The organism is Paraburkholderia sp. UCT70 (assembly GCF_050434085.1).
Classification (GTDB): domain Bacteria; phylum Pseudomonadota; class Gammaproteobacteria; order Burkholderiales; family Burkholderiaceae; genus Paraburkholderia; species Paraburkholderia tuberum.
This window is the reverse complement of sequence record NZ_JBNPVZ010000004.1, coordinates 1,235,395-1,254,173: the sequence shown is the minus strand read 5'-3', so window position 1 is coordinate 1,254,173 and position 18,779 is coordinate 1,235,395. Positions and strand designations below refer to the sequence as shown.

Annotated in this window: 12 protein-coding genes and 4 pseudogenes; 1 reads left to right on the top strand and 15 read right to left on the bottom strand. The window is 63.0% G+C overall.

The window, feature by feature from the left end; all coding sequences use genetic code 11:
* Positions 1 to 6 precede the first annotated feature (6 nt).
* A pseudogene (locus OKW41_RS31400) lies at positions 7 to 1,219 on the top strand (CoA-binding protein); the annotation flags it as partial.
* 489 nt (positions 1,220 to 1,708) lie between these two features.
* On the opposite strand, the gene sucD reads toward OKW41_RS31400, so the two are convergent.
* The 15 genes and pseudogenes from sucD to OKW41_RS31325 all read right to left on the bottom strand — a co-directional run bounded on the left by sucD (position 1,709) and on the right by OKW41_RS31325 (position 18,726).
* Positions 1,709 to 2,590, bottom strand: a complete 882-nt coding sequence (gene sucD / locus OKW41_RS31395) for a succinate--CoA ligase subunit alpha (protein WP_429575057.1) — start codon at positions 2,588 to 2,590, stop codon at positions 1,709 to 1,711.
* 130 nt (positions 2,591 to 2,720) lie between these two features.
* A complete protein-coding gene (sucC, locus tag OKW41_RS31390) occupies positions 2,721 to 3,890 on the bottom strand; it encodes an ADP-forming succinate--CoA ligase subunit beta (protein WP_429451608.1) in 1,170 nt (389 codons plus the stop codon).
* 141 nt (positions 3,891 to 4,031) lie between these two features.
* Positions 4,032 to 4,190 (bottom strand): annotated as a pseudogene (locus OKW41_RS31385) (electron transfer flavoprotein subunit alpha/FixB family protein); the annotation flags it as partial.
* Positions 4,180 to 4,287 (bottom strand): annotated as a pseudogene (locus OKW41_RS31380) (electron transfer flavoprotein subunit beta/FixA family protein); the annotation flags it as partial. The pseudogenes OKW41_RS31380 and OKW41_RS31385, both read right to left, overlap by 11 nt.
* A 123-nt stretch (positions 4,288 to 4,410) precedes the next feature.
* Positions 4,411 to 5,445 (bottom strand): 2-dehydropantoate 2-reductase, encoded by a 1,035-nt coding sequence (locus OKW41_RS31375; protein WP_429575056.1) that lies wholly within the window; start codon positions 5,443 to 5,445, stop codon positions 4,411 to 4,413.
* A 136-nt stretch (positions 5,446 to 5,581) separates the two neighbouring features.
* Positions 5,582 to 5,818, bottom strand: a complete 237-nt coding sequence (locus OKW41_RS31370) for a formate dehydrogenase subunit delta (protein ID WP_429449891.1) — start codon at positions 5,816 to 5,818, stop codon at positions 5,582 to 5,584.
* 8 nt (positions 5,819 to 5,826) lie between these two features.
* On the bottom strand, positions 5,827 to 8,802 hold the full coding sequence (gene fdhF / locus OKW41_RS31365; protein ID WP_429575055.1) for a formate dehydrogenase subunit alpha: 2,976 nt from the start codon (positions 8,800 to 8,802) through the stop codon (positions 5,827 to 5,829).
* Between the two features lie 14 nt (positions 8,803 to 8,816).
* Positions 8,817 to 10,400, bottom strand: coding sequence for a formate dehydrogenase beta subunit (locus OKW41_RS31360; RefSeq protein WP_429575054.1), 1,584 nt, complete (start codon positions 10,398 to 10,400; stop codon positions 8,817 to 8,819).
* The gene (locus OKW41_RS31355; RefSeq protein WP_429576511.1) at positions 10,397 to 10,870 is read right to left on the bottom strand and encodes an NAD(P)H-dependent oxidoreductase subunit E; all 474 of its coding nucleotides are present in this window, start codon (positions 10,868 to 10,870) and stop codon (positions 10,397 to 10,399) included. The genes OKW41_RS31360 and OKW41_RS31355 overlap by 4 nt, the downstream gene beginning before the upstream one ends.
* Before the next feature lie 83 nt (positions 10,871 to 10,953).
* Positions 10,954 to 12,285 (bottom strand): oxalate/formate MFS antiporter, encoded by a 1,332-nt coding sequence (oxlT, locus tag OKW41_RS31350; RefSeq protein WP_429575053.1) that lies wholly within the window; start codon positions 12,283 to 12,285, stop codon positions 10,954 to 10,956.
* Between the two features lie 223 nt (positions 12,286 to 12,508).
* Positions 12,509 to 13,414: pseudogene (locus OKW41_RS31345) on the bottom strand (HPP family protein); the annotation flags it as partial.
* An 83-nt stretch (positions 13,415 to 13,497) separates the two neighbouring features.
* Entirely contained in the window at positions 13,498 to 14,910 is a 1,413-nt protein-coding gene (pyk, locus tag OKW41_RS31340) for a pyruvate kinase (protein WP_429575052.1), read from the bottom strand.
* Positions 14,911 to 14,960: 50 nt separating this feature from the next.
* Positions 14,961 to 16,352, bottom strand: coding sequence for a Re/Si-specific NAD(P)(+) transhydrogenase subunit beta (gene pntB, locus OKW41_RS31335; RefSeq protein WP_429575051.1), 1,392 nt, complete (start codon positions 16,350 to 16,352; stop codon positions 14,961 to 14,963).
* 9 nt (positions 16,353 to 16,361) lie between these two features.
* On the bottom strand, positions 16,362 to 17,945 hold the full coding sequence (locus tag OKW41_RS31330; RefSeq protein WP_429575050.1) for a Re/Si-specific NAD(P)(+) transhydrogenase subunit alpha: 1,584 nt from the start codon (positions 17,943 to 17,945) through the stop codon (positions 16,362 to 16,364).
* A 1-nt stretch (position 17,946) separates the two neighbouring features.
* Positions 17,947 to 18,726, bottom strand: a complete 780-nt coding sequence (locus tag OKW41_RS31325) for a fumarylacetoacetate hydrolase family protein (RefSeq protein ID WP_429449880.1) — start codon at positions 18,724 to 18,726, stop codon at positions 17,947 to 17,949.
* Between the last annotated feature and the right edge of the window lie 53 nt (positions 18,727 to 18,779).

Genomic DNA, 18,779 nt, shown 5'->3' with positions numbered 1-18,779 from the left:
ATCGACATGTACAAGCAAGGCAGCAATACGTTCAAGTATTTCGTTGGCGTCAACTCACTCGCACAGATCGCCACGCGCGAGGATCGCGTGTGCGTGCTCAACATCCTGGGCGGTGAATCGTCGGACGTGACGCCCGTGAGTCACGCATTCTCGGGCGGTAACGTCGTATTCGGCACGGCGCCGGGCAAGGGCGGGCAAGTGCTCGCGACGCCGGCCGGCGATATCCCCGTGTACAACAACGTCCGTGAGGGGCTGCAGGCGGGACACCGGTTCAACTGCGGCGTCGTTTACCTGCCGCCGTCCGCGGCCCGCGACGGCGTCGCTGAACTGATCCGCGTGAATCCCGAGTTGCGGAAGATTTTCATCATCACCGAGAAGATCGCGGTCCACGACGCCCGCGAAATCCGCGCGATGGGCCAGCAGGCGGGCATCGACATCTTCGGCGCGAACGGCCTCGGCGTCGCCGATTCGTGGAATCGCGTGAGGATCGGCGGAGCGCTCGGCGGCGACAATCCTGACGATTCGTTGCGCAAGGGCTCGATCGCGATCTTCTCCAACTCCGGTGGCTTCAGCACGACGATTGCGCAATACCTGCGCATGGGTGGCTGGGGCACGTCGACGGTCATTTCCAGCGGCAAGGACGTCTACATCCACTATGCCGCGCCGGAATTCGCGTTCGCACTCGCCAACGATGCGCGCAGCAAGGCTGCGGTGCTTTACTGCGAACCGGGTGGCTACTACGAGGCCGATGCGGTCTTCACGAAGCCAGTCGTCGCGTGCGTCGTGGGACGGTGGAAGAGCCGCCTCACGCGGGCAGTCGGCCACGCCGGCGCGATGGCCGGCGGCAACGACGATGCGCAAGCCAAGGAACGCTGGTTCATGCAGAAGTTCGGCGTCGAGCGCCTCTTCACGCCGGATGATCCATGCTGCTCGACGAAGGGTGCCGTGGTGACGAACATCGCGCACATCCCGGCCGCGCTGAGCGCCGTGATGCGCGCCAACGCGACGATGCCCGATTTCGAGTCGGAGGGCAGTCTCGCACTCAAACCGTGGTTTGGCTCCGATCAGGGCATCGCGCTGCCGGACGGCCTCGGGATTCCGGTCGTGGAAGGTGTTGCGCCATATAACGAGCAGGTCCATCAGGTCAATCGACAGATCGGCGTGATCGCTCCGCGCCAGGCGCTCAAGGACGCATCGGGCGCGTCGCAGATGGCTGCTGTGCTTCGAACGCATCAGTCGGGCCAGGGCATGCAGTTCATTGATGGCGCGGCGCGCCACGAACAGGCACGTCATTTCAATTTGTATTTCTGACGATCTTATTCTGTTGATCAACCCGATAGTCGCCATTTCCCGCAGCTATCCATCCTGCTTCGCAGGCTCCTGAATGTTATCGCCATTCGGGAAGCCGAACGGTCACGAAACTAGCAACCAGTTGCAAGACACCCGCCTACACGATGATCAACCTGCGGCACTACTGCCGCAGCTAATCGAACGGCGTCGCTGAGGTTTTCGGTTCCGGCGCAGTGCGTCGTGATCCAGCTCACGCCCACCTTGTCAAACTCAGCCTTTATCACCTCAATCCTGTCTTCAATTCAGTCTTGTCGTAACCGTTTTCAGTCCTGACGATACGGTGAAAACCCATCATGGCCGATCACATCAAAACCTGCAACCAGTAGCAGCTTCTCCGACCTTCCCGGCCGTCGGCCGGCTAGATGATCGACCTCAGAAGACGCGCCATTTCCGACGGGTTCTTCGTGACCTTGATGCCGCAGGCATCCATGATTTCCAGCTTTGCTTCAGCGGTGTCCGCGCCGCCCGAGATCAGCGCGCCGGCGTGGCCCATGCGCTTGCCCGGAGGCGCCGTGACGCCAGCGATGAAGCCAACCACCGGCTTCTTCATGTTGTCCTTGATCCACTCAGCAGCGTTCGCTTCGTCCGGACCGCCGATTTCGCCGATCATGATGACGGCGTCCGTATCCGGATTGTCGTTGAACATCTTCATCACGTCGATGTGCTTCAGACCGTTGATGGGGTCGCCGCCGATGCCGACTGCCGACGACTGGCCGAGGCCGATCGCGGTCAGCTGGCCGACTGCTTCATACGTCAGCGTGCCCGAACGCGACACGACGCCGATGCGGCCCTTGCGATGGATGTGACCCGGCATGATGCCGATCTTCAGCTCGTCCGGCGTGATCGTGCCCGGGCAGTTCGGTCCGAGCAGCAGCGTCTTGCGGTTTTCGCGACGCATACGGTCCTTGATCTCGATCATGTCGCGCACGGGAATGCCTTCCGTGATACAGATTGCGAGATCCAGGTCGGCTTCGACTGCTTCCCAGATGGCGGCGGCAGCGCCTGCCGGCGGAACGTAAATCACCGACACGGTCGCGCCCGTCTCAGCCTTGGCTTCAGCGACGCTCGCGTAGATGGGGATGCCTTCGAAATCTTCGCCGGCGCGCTTCGGGTTCACGCCCGCGACGTACGCTTCGCGGCCGTTTGCGTATTCACGGCAAGCACGTGTGTGGAACTGACCGGTCTTGCCGGTGATGCCCTGCGTGATGACCTTGGTGTCTTTGTTGATCAGAATCGACATGTATTGACCTCTGTTCGTTTGGCGTCGCGCGGTAGCGCCACTCGGCGCGATGCTTCACGCCTGTGTCGCTTGCGCGCCGCCACTCGTAAACCTGGCAAATGAGCTGGTAAATGCGCCGTGGACAGCTGGCTTACGCCTTGCCCGAAGCAGCTGCGACGACCTTCTGAGCCGCCTCTTCCATGCTGTCCGCCGAGATGATCGGCAGGCCGGATTCGGCGAGCATCTTCTTGCCCAGGTCTTCGTTCGTGCCCTTCATGCGGACCACGAGCGGCACCTTCAGCGACACGGCCTTCGACGCCGCGATCACGCCTTCCGCGATCACGTCGCAGCGCATGATGCCACCGAAGATGTTGACCAGAATCGCGGTCAGGTTCGGGTTCTTCAGCATGATCTTGAACGCTTCGGTGACCTTCTCGGTCGTCGCTCCTCCGCCGACGTCGAGGAAGTTCGCCGGTTCGCCGCCGAACAGCTTGATGGTGTCCATCGTTGCCATTGCGAGGCCGGCGCCGTTCACCAGACAGCCGATGTTGCCGTCGAGCGAGATGTACGCGAGGTCGAACTTCGACGCTTCGATTTCAGCCGGATCTTCTTCGTCCAGATCGCGGTACGCGACGATTTCCGGGTGACGGAACAGCGCATTCGAGTCGAAGTTGAACTTCGCGTCGAGTGCGATGACCTTGCCGTCGCCGGTCAGGATCAGCGGGTTGATTTCGGCGAGCGATGCGTCGGTTTCCCAGAATGCCTTGTACAGGCCTTGCAGGATCGCGCGAGCTTGCGGGATCGAAGCGTCGGGCACGCCGATCTTCTTCGCGAGGTCGTCTGCTTCCGGGTCCTTCAGGCCAGTCGACGGATCGACGGCAACCTTGTGGATCAGCTCAGGCGTCTTTTCCGCGACTTCTTCGACGTCCATGCCGCCTTCGCTCGACGCCATCACGACGATCTTCTGCGAAACGCGATCGATCACGAGACCGACATACAGTTCCTTCTTGATGTCGGCGCCTTCTTCGATCAGCAGGCGGTTCACCTTCTGGCCTTCCGGACCGGTCTGGTGCGTGACGAGCTGCATGCCGAGGATCTGGTTCGAGTACTCGCGAACCTGTTCCAGCGACTTGGCGACCTTGACGCCGCCGCCCTTGCCACGGCCACCCGCGTGGATCTGAGCCTTCACGACCCACACCGGGCCGCCCAGCTCTTCCGCGGCCTTGACCGCATCATCCACCGAGAAGACCGGCTTGCCGCGCGGTACCGCGACGCCGAATTTCCGCAGGATTTCCTTACCCTGGTACTCGTGAATCTTCATGCGTGATTCCCTTCAGTCTGAGAGTTGGATTGCATTTGTTTATGTTGGCTAAGGAAGGCTCATCTTCGGTACGGGGCGTACATATTCTCGCCGTGAAACGCTAGTACTGCCTGCAAGCAATTGCGCAGCAAGTCCACGGCTCTATAACGCCTTGGCAACGGCTGGCACCGCTTCGAAGAGATCGCCGACGAGCCCATAGTTGGCCACACTGAAGACCGAGGCTTCTGGATCCTTGTTGATCGCGACGATCACCTTGCTGTCCTTCATTCCCGCGAGGTGCTGGATCGCCCCTGAGATACCGCGCGTCCGCCAGCGGCTCCACGCCGTCGTTTGAGTCGATGAGGATCGCGGGGTCCACATCGAACGCGAGCGCCGTGCGCAACGTTTCCTGAGTCTGCTGATCGGTCGCTACATCGATGTGTAGGAGTATCCCGGCGGTCGAATCGAAATCCGGGCCGACGCCAGGGCTTTGTCAGCAGTCTGGCAACGCTAAGCGTTGTCTTCGGTAGTATCTCTGGATCTATGCAGCTTGCGACACCTCTGTCACCCGGTTTTTGCGTTCTAGAGGCGCAAACCGAACAGGCATTTGCTGGGCGATCCGCTCGCGCATCTTGATCAGCGCCAGCACTGTGTCTATGGTCGGCGTCGCCTGCCCGACCAGCCGGCCCATCTCCTGGACAACGGTGAGCAGCGGGTCGATCTCCATCGGGCGGCCGGCTTCGAGATCCTGCAACATCGAGGTCTTGTGCGCACCAACCGCACCCGCGCCATCGATACGCTTTTCGACATCCACGCGGAAATGCACGCCAAAACGGTCACCAATCGCTTTCGCTTCCATCATCATGGTCCGCGACACCGCGCGTGTCGCCGGGTCGCTCGTGATAACGTCCAGCGTTGCGTGGGTTAGAGCGCTAATCGGATTGAAACAGAGATTGCCCCACAATTTCAGCCAGATCTCGTCACGGATATTGTCGCGGATCGGTGCGTCCAGATCCGCAGCAATAAAGATTTCGTGCAGCCTCTGGACTCGCCCAGTGCGCTCACCACTGGGCTCGCCGATCGGGAATTTCTTCCCGTACACATGGCGAATCACGCCCGGTTCGACGATTGCGGTTGCCGGGTACACCACGCAACCGATCGCACGTTCAGGCCCGAGCACGTTCCACTGCTTGCCGCCCGGATCAACGCTGTCGAGCGTGGTGCCGGCGAATTCGCCGCCGTGTTTGTAGAAATACCAGTAAGGAATCCCGTTCACCGCGGTAACAACCGCCGTGTCGGGTCGCAGCAAGGGCTGCATCGCACCCACCACGCCCGGCACCGCATGCGCCTTCAGTGCAACGATCACGTAATCCTGCGTCCCGAGTTCACGCGGATCCGCCGAGCAACGCACCTTGACGACACGCTCCACGCCATCGATCTGCAGACGTACGCCGTTCGCCTGCATGGCGGCGAGGTGCGGGCCTCGCGCGAGGAAACTAACGTCGGCTCCTGCCAGTGCGAGCTGCGCGCCGAGGTACCCGCCAATTGCTCCGGCGCCATAAACACAGATCTTCATCTGTCTCTCCCTGTTTTGAAGTTACGAATGCTGTCGAGCCGACATGGGCATCTATTTCGGCGTGGGTGGCGCGAATTTTTACGCCGGTACGGCCTAGCCCTTAGCGGTATTGCGGGCGCACGCCTACGCTGGGCGATTATGTTTGATCTGGTGTCAGCTCAGCGCGGTGGCCCGCGAGTGCCTCTTGAACAATCTGGCACAACGTCCCTTCGTTTGAAGTATCGAGCGCGGCCAGCAACGCGCGCCGCATGCGCGGCTCCCAGAAGCGGCGGATATGATCGGCGATGCCGGTGAGCGCCTCTTCGTGGTCCGGCATCGATTCGAAGAAATCGCCTATCCGGTTCGCCATGTCGATCAGGTTCTGATTGTCCATCGCTCGCCTCACTTGCCCGACGTCGTGCTGGCCAGCTCGCGCTGCTTCAGCAGATCGAGCTGCTCGCTGTTGAAGCGCGAATAGTCCTGCTGCCATTGCGACGGTTGTTCGACCGGCATCACCTGCACCGCGGTCACCTTGTATTCCGGACAGTTGGTCGCCCAGTCCGAGCTGTCGGTCGTGATCACGTTCGCGCCCGATTCGGGAAAGTGGAACGTCGTGTAAACGACACCCGGCTGCATCCGCTCGGTCACCTTCGCGCGTAGCACGGTCTGTCCCGCACGCGATTCGATGCCGACCCAGTCGCCGGTCTTGATGCCGCGCTCTTCGGCATCGTGCGGATGCAGTTCGAGCCGGTCCTCGTCGTGCCAGCGCGAGTTCTCGGTACGGCGCGTTTGCGCGCCGACGTTGTACTGCGAGAGGATGCGGCCCGTCGTGAGCAGCAACGGATACTTGCGCGTAACCTTCTCCGGCGATGCGATGAACTTCGTGATCACGAACCTGCCCTTGCCGCGCACGAAGGTGTCGACGTGCATCGTCGGCGTGCCGTCGGGCGCGTCCTCGTTGCATGGCCACTGGATGCTGCCGAGCTCGTCGAGCTTCTGGTACGACACGCCGTGGAAGGTCGGTGTGAGCCGCGCGATCTCGTCCATGATCTCGGACGGATGCGTGTAGTCCATCTCGTAGCCGAGCGCGCGCGAGAGCAGCACCGTGACTTCCCAGTCGGCGTAACCCGGCACCGGCGGCATGACTTTGCGCACGCGCGAGATACGGCGCTCCGCGTTGGTGAAGGTGCCGTCCTTTTCGAGGAACGACGAACCGGGCAGCAGCACGTGCGCGTACTTGGCGGTCTCGTTCAGGAAGATGTCCTGCACGACGATGCATTCCATCGACGACAGCGCCGCCGACACATGATGCGTGTTCGGGTCCGACTGCACGATGTCTTCGCCCTGGCAGTACAGGCCCTTGAAGGTGCCGTGCACGGCGGCGTCGAACATGTTCGGAATGCGCAGGCCGGGTTCCGGCTGCAACGTCACGTTCCACGCTTCCTCGAACAGCGTGCGCGTGACGGTATCGCTGATATGGCGGTAGCCCGGCAGTTCGTGCGGGAACGAGCCCATGTCGCACGAACCCTGCACGTTGTTCTGGCCGCGCAGCGGATTCACGCCCACGCCTTCGCGGCCGATGTTGCCGGTCGCCATCGCGAGGTTGGCGATACCGATCACCATCGTCGAGCCTTGCGCGTGTTCGGTGACGCCGAGGCCGTAGTAGATTGCCGCACGACCTCTGCAAGTCCCTGTGGGATTGCCACCGGTGGCATAGATGCGGGCAGCTTCGCGCACCTGCTGGGCCGGCACGCCGGTCACCGCTTCGGTCGCTTCCGGTGCGTTTTCCGGCAGCGCGACGAAATCGCGCCACTGCCCGAACGCGCGCGTTTCGCAACGCTCGGCGACGAACGCTTCGTTCAGCAGGCCCTCGGTCACAATCACATGCGCCAGCGCATTCACCACGGCCACGTTGGTGCCCGGGCGCAATTGCAGATGATGCGACGCCTTCACGTGCGGTGTATCGACGATATCGATCCGCCGCGGATCGACGACGATCAGCTTCGCGCCCTCGCGCACGCGGCGCTTCAGACGCGAGCCGAACACGGGGTGGCCGTCGGTCGGATTCGCGCCGATCACCATGATGACGTCGGCTTTATCGACCGACGCGAACGTCTGCGTGCCCGCCGATTCGCCGAGCGTGGTCTTCAGGCCATAGCCGGTCGGCGAGTGGCAGACGCGCGCGCAGGTGTCGACGTTGTTGTTGCCGAACGCGGCGCGCACGAGCTTTTGCACCAGATAGGTTTCTTCGTTCGTGCAACGCGACGACGTGATGCCGCCGATCGAATCGCGCCCGTGCTTCGCCTGAATCCGGCGGAATTCCGAGGCCGCGTACGTGAGCGCTTCGTCCCAGCTGACTTCGCACCACGGGTCGGTGATCTTCGCGCGGATCATCGGTTTGGTGATGCGGTCCTTGTGCGTCGCGTAGCCCCATGCGAAGCGGCCCTTCACGCACGCGTGGCCTTCGTTGGCGTGGCCGTTCTTGTGCGGCACCATCCGCACGACCTCGTTGCCCTTCATCTCCGCCTTGAACGAGCAGCCGACGCCGCAATACGCACAGGTGGTGACGACCGAATGCTCCGCCTGGCCGAGCATGATGACGGACTTTTCCTGCAGCGTCGCGGTCGGGCACGCGGCGACGCACGCGCCGCACGACACGCATTCCGATTCCATGAACGGCTGGTTCTCGCTGGCCGCCACGCGCGATTCGAAGCCGCGCCCCGCGATGGTCAACGCGAACGTCCCCTGGGTTTCCTCGCACGCGCGCACGCAGCGATTGCAGACGATGCACTTCGACGGGTCGTACGTGAAGTACGGGTTCGACTCGTCCTTCCGGTCCTTCAGGTGATTCGCGCCGTCGAAGCCGTAGCGCACTTCGCGCAGGCCGGTCACGCCCGCCATGTCCTGCAATTCGCAGTCGCCGTTGGCGGGGCAGGTGAGGCAGTCGAGCGGGTGGTCGGAGATGTACAGCTCCATCACGTTGCGGCGCAGCGATTGCAGACGCTCGGTTTGCGTGCGCACCTTCATGCCGGCTTCGACCGGCGTCGTGCACGACGCGGGATAACCGCGCCGGCCTTCGATTTCGACCAGGCACAGGCGGCACGAGCCGAACGGTTCGAGCGAATCGGTCGCGCACAGCTTCGGCACGTTGACGCCGGCCTCGGCGGCGGCGCGCATCACCGAGGTGCCGGCGGGAACCGTCACCGCCTCGCCGTCGATTTCCAGCGTGACGTCAACGTCGGCGTGACGCGCGGGCGTGCCATAGTCGGTGTCGTCGAACAGCGGGCGTGCCGCGCGTTGTTGTGATTGCGCCTGCGCCTTGCACGCGCAGTGGCCGGAGCCGCAGCCGCCAGCGGGAGAGTTGAGCACGTCGGACATGGTGGGCTCCTGGGTCAGGCCGCGGCCGCGTTGGGCGCGTGATGGGACTCGTCGGGCGACGCGTCGGCGAGACCGAAGTCTTCGGGGAAATGGTCGAGCGCGGACAGCACCGGGAACGGCGTCATGCCGCCCATCGCGCACAGCGAGCCGGACACCATCGTGTCGCACAGGTCGCGCAGCAATTGCACCTGACGCGTCGACGTGTCGCCGCTGCGAATCCGCGCGATCACCTCGACGCCGCGCGTCGAGCCGATCCGGCACGGCGTGCACTTGCCGCACGATTCGAGTGCGCAGAAGTGCATCGCGTACTGCGCGAGTTCGGCAAGGTTCGACGTGTCGTCATGCACGACCAGACCGCCGTGGCCGATCACCGCGCCGACCGCCGCATAGGCTTCATAGTCCATCGGAATGTCCCACTGGCTTGGCGGCAGATAGGTGCCGAGCGGACCGCCGACCTGCACCGCGCGCGCGGGCCGGCCGCTCGCCGTGCCGCCGCCGTAGTCGTCGAGCAGTTCGCGCAGCGTCACGCCGAACGCGAGTTCGACGAGGCCGCCTTGCTTCACGTTGCCGGCGAGCTGGAACGGCAGCGTGCCGCGCGAACGGCCCATGCCAAAGTCTTTATAGAACGCCGCGCCGCGCGCGAAGATGATCGGCACGGTGGCGAGGGTAATGACGTTGTTGATCACGGTCGGCTGGCCGAAGAGGCCGGCGAGCGCCGGCACCGGCGGCTTCGCGCGGACGATCCCGCGTTTGCCTTCGAGCGATTCGAGCAGCGCGGTTTCCTCGCCGCATACATACGAGCCGGCGCCTTTCGCGACGAACAGCTCGAAGCGATGCGCGCTCGAGCCGAGCACGCTGTCGCCGAGCCAGCCGGCGGCGCGCGCGCGGGCGATGGCCGTTTCGAGCGTCGCGATCGAATGCGGGTACTCGCTGCGCACGTAGATGTAGCCGACCGTCGCGCCGGTTACGACGCCCGCGATCAGCATGCCTTCGATCAGCATGTATGGATCGCTTTCCATCACGAGGCGATCGGAGAAGGTGCCGGAGTCGCCTTCGTCGGCGTTGCAGACGACGTACTTCTGCGGGGCTTTCGCGCCGCGCACCGTGCGCCACTTGATGCCGGCCGGGAAGGCCGCGCCGCCGCGGCCGCGCAGACCGGATTCGATCAGCGCTTCGCAGGCGGCATCGCCGTCGGTTTGCAGGGCGTTGCGTAGGCCTTCGAGGCCGCCGTGCGCGACGTAATCGTCGATGGACAGCGGGTCGGTGATGCCGATCCGCGCGAAGGTCAGGCGCTGCTGCTTCTTCAGATACGGAATCTCGTCGACCACGCCGACGCGCCGCGCATGCTCGCCGCCTTCGACGAAGCCGGCGTCGAACAGCGCGGCCACGTCGCCTGCTTCGACGTTCGCGTAACCGATGCGGCCTTTGGCCGTGGCGACTTCGACGAGTGGTTCGAGCCACAGCAACCCGCGCGAACCGTTGCGGATCAGTTCGATCTCGATGCCGCGGCGCGCGGCTTCGGTTTCGATCGCTTCGGCCAGCGCATCGGCGCCGAGCGCGAGCGCCGACGAATCGCGGGGGACGTAGATGCGCGTCATGCCGTCACCTCCACGCACTTGCTGGCGGCCGCGAAAATCGCGTCGAATTTTTGCGGCGTGACTTTGGCTTGCAGCGTGCCGTTGAGCACCAGCGCCGGCGACAGCGCGCATTGTCCGAGGCAATACACCGACTCCAGCTCCACCGTCGCGCCATGCTGATGGCCGGCGTCGAAGCGGCAACCGGTGTGCGCCTCGATATGCTGCGCGAGCGCTTCGGTGCCCATGCTGCGGCAGGCTTCCGCGCGGCACAGTTGCACGGTGACGGCTGCGGCGGGCTGCGTGCGGAAGTGGTGATAGTAGGTAATGACGCCGTGCACCTCAGCGCGCGACAGGTTCAGCGCACGCGCGAGCGGCGCAACCGCGTCGGGCGGCACAAAGCCGAGTTCGTCCTGGATCGCGTGCAGCACGGCAAGCAGGGAACCACCACGGCGACTATGCCGCTCAATCAACTCACTAAAATCGGCCAAGATGTTCTCCTGCGGAGCGGTATTGGGATGCCTTCACGTTCGGATCCGACATTGCATTGCGAACACCCGCGTTTCTTTAATGGCACTCACTCATGCGAACCGAGAGGCAACGGTTGAAAGTCGTCTTCCGATACTTTGCTGGGCGCAGCAGAGTTCAGAATCCAGCGGCGTCGCATCGGATACAGGATGACCTTCGCCGACACGCCGGCCAACATCGAAATACACGCAACGAAGACGAACACCGTGTTCCAGCCTCCTTGCGCCGCCAACAGCGAAGCCACTGGCACCATCATCGCGGCGGTGCCTTTGGCCGTATAGAGCGTGCCGGCATTGCCTGCGGCATATTTCCCACCAAACGTGTCGGCACAGGTTGCCGGAAAGTTCGAGAAGACATCGCCGTAGCACAGAAAGACGAGCCCGGAAAACGTGATGAACAAATAGGGGTTATGGCCAAAATGCATCAGCCCCAACAAAGCCAGCCCTTGTCCGAGAAAGGTCATGAACATGGTGTTCTCACGCCCGATCCGATCAGAGATGAAACCGCATAACGGGCGTGTGAAGCCGTTGCACAGATTGTTGATCGACAGCGTCATCGCTAGCAGCGGCAACGTCACGCTCAGCACGCTGACCGGCATCGTCGCAAAACCGTATGACTTGGCGATCGGACCGATCTGAGCTGTAGCAATGATCCCACCTGACGCGACGCACACGAACATGGCGTACATCACCCAGAAAACCGGTGCACGAACCATCTGTTTGGTCGTGTAGTCAGTTTTCGTTGCGACAATGCGCTTGGCACCCGCCGCATGCGCCGGCGGCTTCGGGCGCACCAGCAAGGTTGCCAGCAGAAGAATGCAGACGCCCTGGAACACGCCGAAGAACACTAACGCATGCTCGTAGCCGGAGCGCTGGATCATGTTGGAAATCGGAATCACCGTCAGCGCCGCGCCGGCGCCAAAGCCCGCCGCAGTCAGACCCGCAGCCAGCCCGCGCTTGTCCGGAAACCACTTGAGCGCCGTGCCCACACAGGTGCCGTACACACACCCTGCTCCGACACCGGCAATCACAGCAGCGACGTAAAGCACCGGCAGACTCGGCGCATAGGCATCGAGAACCCAGCCGAGCGCCGCGCAGATCGACCCACCGATCACCACCGGACGAGGACCGAATTTGTCCACCAGCCAGCCTTCGACGGGCACCAGCCAGGTCTCGGTAACGATAAAAATCGAAAACGCCAACTGGATCGCTGCTTGGCCCCAGTGATGTTTGGCGTCCATCGGGACGACAAAGAGGGTCCACGCGTATTGAAGGTTTGCTATGAGCCCCATGCACGCGATGCCGGCCGCCAGTTGGACCCAACGGTTATGCCGGCGTGCCGTATAGCCGCTAAAGGCTGTTTCAGTGTGTGCCACGTTCATTGTCTCCGTCTATTGACTTGTTCGCTTGCCTGATAAAAACACCTGCCCGTCTACGCGGGACAGCCATGATGCTTGAAGACCGTTCCGGGTAAACTCCTGCGCGCGTTGCCATCAGGACAGCTGATCGATATCGTGGCGCGCTGCACTGGCACCCGCTTCGAAACCCTGGCTCCGTTAAGGCTTAAGCCATGATGGGTGGCTTCGACAATTAACGAAAATTAAAGATTCTTATGCTTTGGATTAGCCATCGCTTATGCACTCGATAAGCTTGCTTCGCCACGCCCCCAAAGTCCCCAAGATCGCTCAGCGCAACGCTACCGATCACCCGGTTAGCCGGGTCGGTGACCGGCAGTGCTTTTACGCGGTGTCTTAGCAGCAAACGCCGTGAGGCTTCTCTCTTCATGGATGCCGGTACGGAAATCGGCGGCCGCGACATGATATTTGCGCAGGTCAATTCGCTAAACACGCGGGCATACCCTTGCAACTGCGCGTCGCGCAGCAACGATTCGAGATCGTCGGTGTCAATGTCGAGCCATTCGCTGCGCCGCCTAAGCACCGCTTCCAGATCGCCGCGCGTGAAACCCGAGGGCATCCCCATCGACGCATTCGCACCTTGGGTCGGATTTTGCGCGCCGACATGCGGATAGCGATGTCCAGTCAGCGCATGAAAGACGATCGCGGCGATGAGCAAACTGAATGTCGGCACGGCGATCGGTACGAGGATGAAACCGTAGCCCATTGCATGAATCGCCGGACCACCCAGCACGGCAGTCAGTGCGACCGCGCCTGAGGGCGGGTGCATGCAACGCAGCGCAAACATCGCGCAGATCGCGAGCGCCACGGCTAGCGCTCCGGCTTCGACAGGATGGACGATCCAGCGCGCACACGCGACGCCGACGGCAGCCGAAACGAGAATGCCGCCGATGATCGACCATGGCTGGGCCAGCGGGCTCGCCGGGACGCCAAATAGCAAGACGGCAGACCCGCCCATGGGTGCGACCAGCAGGGGAATCGTCGCGTCGGCTCCGAGCAGAACATGCATCGAGCCACCCGTGAACGCGATGCCCACACAGGATCGAAAGCGCTCCGACCACCTGATTGCTACGCGGTGCGGAGTGAAGCCAAGCAACCGTCAAACAACGGCAGACGCCGTCTTCGTTTGTGACACGTCTATGTCTCCGTCTACCCACTGCACTTCGTGCCCGGCGTCGCTCAGACTCGGGCAATGCGCAGCAGATTGGTGGTACCCGACTCGCCGAACGGCATGCCCGCTGCGATCGCCAGTTGATCGCCTGAATTGGCAAAACCCAGCCTCGCGGCAATGCCGCACGCGGCACTTACCATCTCGTCGACCGATCCGACGTCAGGGCTGACCGTGGAATGGACGCCCCAAACCAGCGCAAGACGCCGCGCCGTCGACAGCTTCGGCGTGATGCTGAGAATCGGCGCGGCCGGCCGCTGACGGGCAGCCCGCAGGCTGGTGTGTCCGGATGTCGTGTATGTCACCGTTGCAACCGCAGCGATGGTCTGCGCAACATCGCGCAGTGCCGCGCAGATCGCGTCGCCCGGTGTACCGAGCGGAAGCTCGTGCTGGGCATCGAGCAGGTTACGGTAGAGCGGATCATGTTCGACCTCCTTGATGATCCGCTCCATCATCGCCACGGCCTGCACCGGGAAGCCACCGCTGGCCGATTCCGCAGACAGCATGACCGCGTCCGCGCCATCGTAGATGGCCGTCGCGACGTCCGATGCCTCGGCACGCGTGGGCACCGGGGCTGAAATCATCGATTCGAGCATCTGGGTCGCGACGATCACCGGCTTGCCGTGGCTGCGGCAGGATCGAAGGATGCGCTTCTGCATGCCCGGCACGCGCTCGGGTGGAAGCTCGACGCCCAGGTCGCCGCGTGCCACCATCACGGCGTCGGCGGCATTCACGATCTCGTCGAGCCGCTCGAGCGCCGCCGGCTTTTCCAGCTTGACCATGAGCCCCGCGCGTTCGCCGATGAGCGCGCGCGCGCCGATCAAATCTTCCGGACGCTGGACGAACGAAAGCGCAATCCAGTCAGCGCCCAGTGACAACGCAAATTCCAGATCGATCAGGTCTTTCTGGGTCAGCACTGGAATCGGCAAGATCGCGTCGGGAACATTCACCCCTTTTCGATCCGACAGGATTCCGCCGTGCATCACCCGGGTGCGGATCCGCTCGCCGTTGTTGTCGAGCACTTCCAGGCGCAATTTGCCGTCGTCGAGAAGCAGCGACTGGCCAGCGGCGACCACCTCGAAAAGCTCTGGATGGGGCAAGCAGACGCGCTTGACGTCACCGTGCGCCGGGTTCCGGTCGAGCGCGAATTCCGCGCCCTCGGCGAGCATCACCCTGCCTTCAGCGAAAGGACCCACGCGCAACTTCGGTCCCTGCATGTCCGCGAGAATCGAAATGGGCCGGCCCGCAGTATGTTCGACCTCGCGAACAAGCTCATACCGGCGCCGGTGATCCTCGTGCGAACCGTGGCTAAAATTCAGCCGGAAGACATCCGCACCGGCGCGAACGAGTTGCGCAATTGTTTCGAGATTGGAGGTCGCGGGGCCGAGGGTCGCGACGATCTTTGCTTTGCGTAGGTGGATCATGATCGATCAGTAATGTGAAGTTAAGGGGAAGTGAGCGCGGTAACAGCGTGTCAAGCGTCAAGCTGCCTGAGCAACGCATCGACGCTGCCCTTCGCATCGCCGAACAGCATCCGCGTGTTGTCCTTGTAGAAGAGCGGGTTGTCCACGCCCGCATAGCCGGTCGCCATGCTGCGCTTGGATACGACCACCGTGCGCGCCTTCCACACTTCGAGCACCGGCATCCCCGCGATCGGACTGCCCGGATCTTCGAGCGCACCCGGGTTCACGATATCGTTGGCGCCGATCACGAGCACGACATCCGTGTTGGTGAAGTCGTGATTGATTTCATCCATTTCGAGCACGATGTCGTATGGCACCTTCGCTTCTGCAAGCAGCACGTTCATGTGGCCCGGCAACCTACCGGCGACCGGATGGATACCGAAACGCACCCTCACGCCGAGACCGTCGAGCTTGCGCGTGATTTCGCTGATGGTCGCCTGCGCCTGCGCCACGGCCATCCCGTAGCCGGGCACGATGATGACCTCGGACGCATCGCGCAGAATCGCGCTAACTTCGTCAACCGTGGTGGGTACCACCTCTCCCGCGACGTCCGCGGAACGCGTGCCGTTAGCCGCACCGAAGCCGCCAAGAATGACCGACACAAAACTGCGGTTCATCGCGCGGCACATGATGTAGCTGAGAATCGCGCCGCTCGAGCCCACCAGCGCGCCGGTCGTGATCAACAGGTCGTTGCTCAACATGAAGCCCGTGGCGGCGGCCGCCCATCCGGAATAGCTGTTCAGCATCGACACGACGACCGGCATGTCGGCGCCGCCGATGGCTATCACCAGATGCACGCCAAGCGCCGCAGCGAGCACGATCATCACGAGCAACGCGAGAACGCCGTCCGCGCCTGACGGCACCGTGAGGAACCGGTAGCCGATCGCGACGCACAGCACCAGCACGGTCAGGTTCAGCAGATGCCGGCCCGGCATCACGAGCGGTTTGCCGCTGATCGTGCCCTGCAGCTTCAGAAACGCGACGATTGAGCCCGTGAACGTGATCGTGCCGATAAAGACGCCAAGATAGATCTCGGACAGGTGGATCACCCGCTCCGCGCCGCCGAACTGGCCGGCTGGCATCAGAAAGTTGGTGAACCCGATCAGCACCGCGGCCAGCCCGACAAAGCTGTGCAGTATCGCGACCAACTGCGGCATCTGTGTCATCTCAACGCGCCGTGCCAGCAGTGCGCCGACGGCTGCGCCGATCACGGCCGCCGCCAGCACGACTGCCAGCCCCGCGCCTTGCGCGATCAGCAGCGTGGCGAGGACCGCGATCAGCATGCCCACCACGCCGTACAGATTGCCGCGGCGCGCGCTCGTCGGATGACTCAGTCCGCGCAGACTCAGGATAAACAGTGTGCTCGCGCCTAAATACGCAATGTTGCCGATTCCGTTCAACATGAGTTGTCCTTAGTTGCGCTGGAACATCTTCAACATGCGCTGGGTCACGAGAAACCCACCGGCGATATTGATCGTGGCGACCAGCAACGCGACACCGCCGAGCACCGTCACCAGCAGGTTCGGTGTGCCAAGTTGCAGCAGCGCGCCGATCACGATGATCCCGCTGATCGCATTGGTCACGCTCATCAGCGGCGTGTGCAAGGCCGGTGTCACGTTCCAGACCACCTGATAACCGACGAATACCGCCAGCACGAATACAGTCAGATGCGCGACAAACGCCGGCGGCGCGAGCGCGCCGAGCGCCAGCAGCGCCAACACCGCGATCGCCAGCAGCACCAGCGACGTGTGGCGCGAACGGCGCGCGGCGGCGGCTTGCTGGTTGGCGTCGATCGGGCTCGTGACGGGCTTCGCGGGCGGCGCACGGTGCGTCGCGATCGCGGCTTGTTTCGGCGGGGGCGGCGGCCAGCTAACAACGCCTTGATGCACGACCGTCGCACCTCGCATCACGTCGTCACCCATGTCGATGCACGGCACGCCGTCTTTCTGCGGTGTCAGATCGGCCAGCAGATGACGGATATTGGTGCCGTAGAGCTGACTCGACTGCATCGCCATCCGGCTCGGCAAGTCGGTATAGCCGACGATCGTCACGCCGTTGACGGCTACCACCTCGCCGGGTTGCGTCAGTTCGCAATTGCCGCCCTGCTCCGCTGCCATGTCGACGATCACGCCGCCCGGCCGCATGGTCTCCAACATGGCTGCGGTAATCAGCTTGGGCGCGGGCTTGCCAGGAATCAGCGCGGTGGTGATGATGATGTCGACGTCCTTCGCCTGCGCCGCGAACAGCGCCATTTCCGCTTCGATGTACTTCGCGCTCATTTGCTTCGCGTAGCCGCCTGAACCGCTGCCGTCTTCATCAACGTCCAGTTTGAGAAACTCGGCGCCCATGCTTTCGACCTGCTGCTCGACCTCGGGGCGCGTGTCGAATGCGCGCACGATCGCGCCCAGACCGCGCGCCGCACCGATGGCGGCGAGGCCAGCAACACCCGCGCCGATCACCATCACCTTCGCGGGCGGCATCTTGCCCGCTGCAGTGATCTGCCCGGTGAATACGCGCCCGAAGTGCTGCGCGGCTTCGATCACCGCGCGGTAACCGGCCATGTTCGCCATCGAGCTGAGCGCATCGAGCTTCTGCGCGCGCGAGATGCGCGGCACGCAGTCCATCGCCAGCACGCTAGCGCCGCCGGCCGCGAGATGCTCGAGCAGCACCGGGTTCTGCGCGGGCCAGATGAAGCTGATCAATATCGCGCCCTTCTTCAGCAACGCCCCTTCATCGACACCGAGCGCCGGATTAAACTCCGGCGCGCGCACCTTGATCACGATATCGGCCTCGGCCCACACGGCACGGGTATCGGTGACGACTTGCGCGCCAGCCGCGCGATATGCATCGTCGTCGAACGCCGCCCTTAGGCCCGCGCCCACCTCGACGCTCACTGCGAAACCGAGCTTCAGCAACTGACCGACGGTTTCGGGCGTCGCCGCGACGCGACGTTCCCCGGCGCGAATCTCGCGCGGTACTGCAATCGTCATCGCCATATCAGATTTCCGTTGACAGCGCGTTCGACAGCACGCCGATACCGTCGATCGATACGTCGACCGTCGAGCCGTCCTTGATCGAGCCGACACCAATCGACGTACCGCAAGCGATCACGTCGCCGGGCAGCAACGTCATATCGTGCGAGATCAGGCTCACCTGTTCCGCAGGCGAAAAGATCATGTCCGCCAGCGGGTAGTTCTGCCGCTCCACCTCGTCGAGCCGCGTCACGACACTGGCCGTACGCCAATCGAAGTCGCGCTGGATCACGGGTCCGATACAACTGAACGTATCGAAACCCTTCGAGCGGCACCATTGCGCAAAGTTGACATCCTCGTTCAGCAATTCGGCCGCCGTCACGTCGTTGATACAGGTGAAGCCAAAGATGTGATCGTTTGCCTCTTCCACCGATACGTTGCGACAGCGCTTGCCGATTACGATCGCAAGCTCCCCTTCATACGCGATCTTGCCACTGTAGTCTTTCGGACGACGAATGGGTTCGCCTGGACCGATCACCGAGGTCGGCGGCTTGATCAGGAACAGCGGGTGGGACGGCGCGGCCTTGCCAAGTTTCTCCGACAGCGCATGGAAGTTATTCCACAGCGCGACGACCTTAGTCGGAACACACGGGTTGAGCAGCGTAATGTCGTCCCGGCTCAACACGTTGCCGCTTGGGACGGCGTCACCGAACATATCTCCTTCGTATTCGGTGACGCGATGGCTTTCCTGCACGCCGAAGCCCGTCTGGCCATCGGCGAGCCGAAAACGTATCCACGATTTCATCGGAATGTCTCCTGCGCGATTCATTGGGGTGCACTGACGCGGCCCGGCGGGTC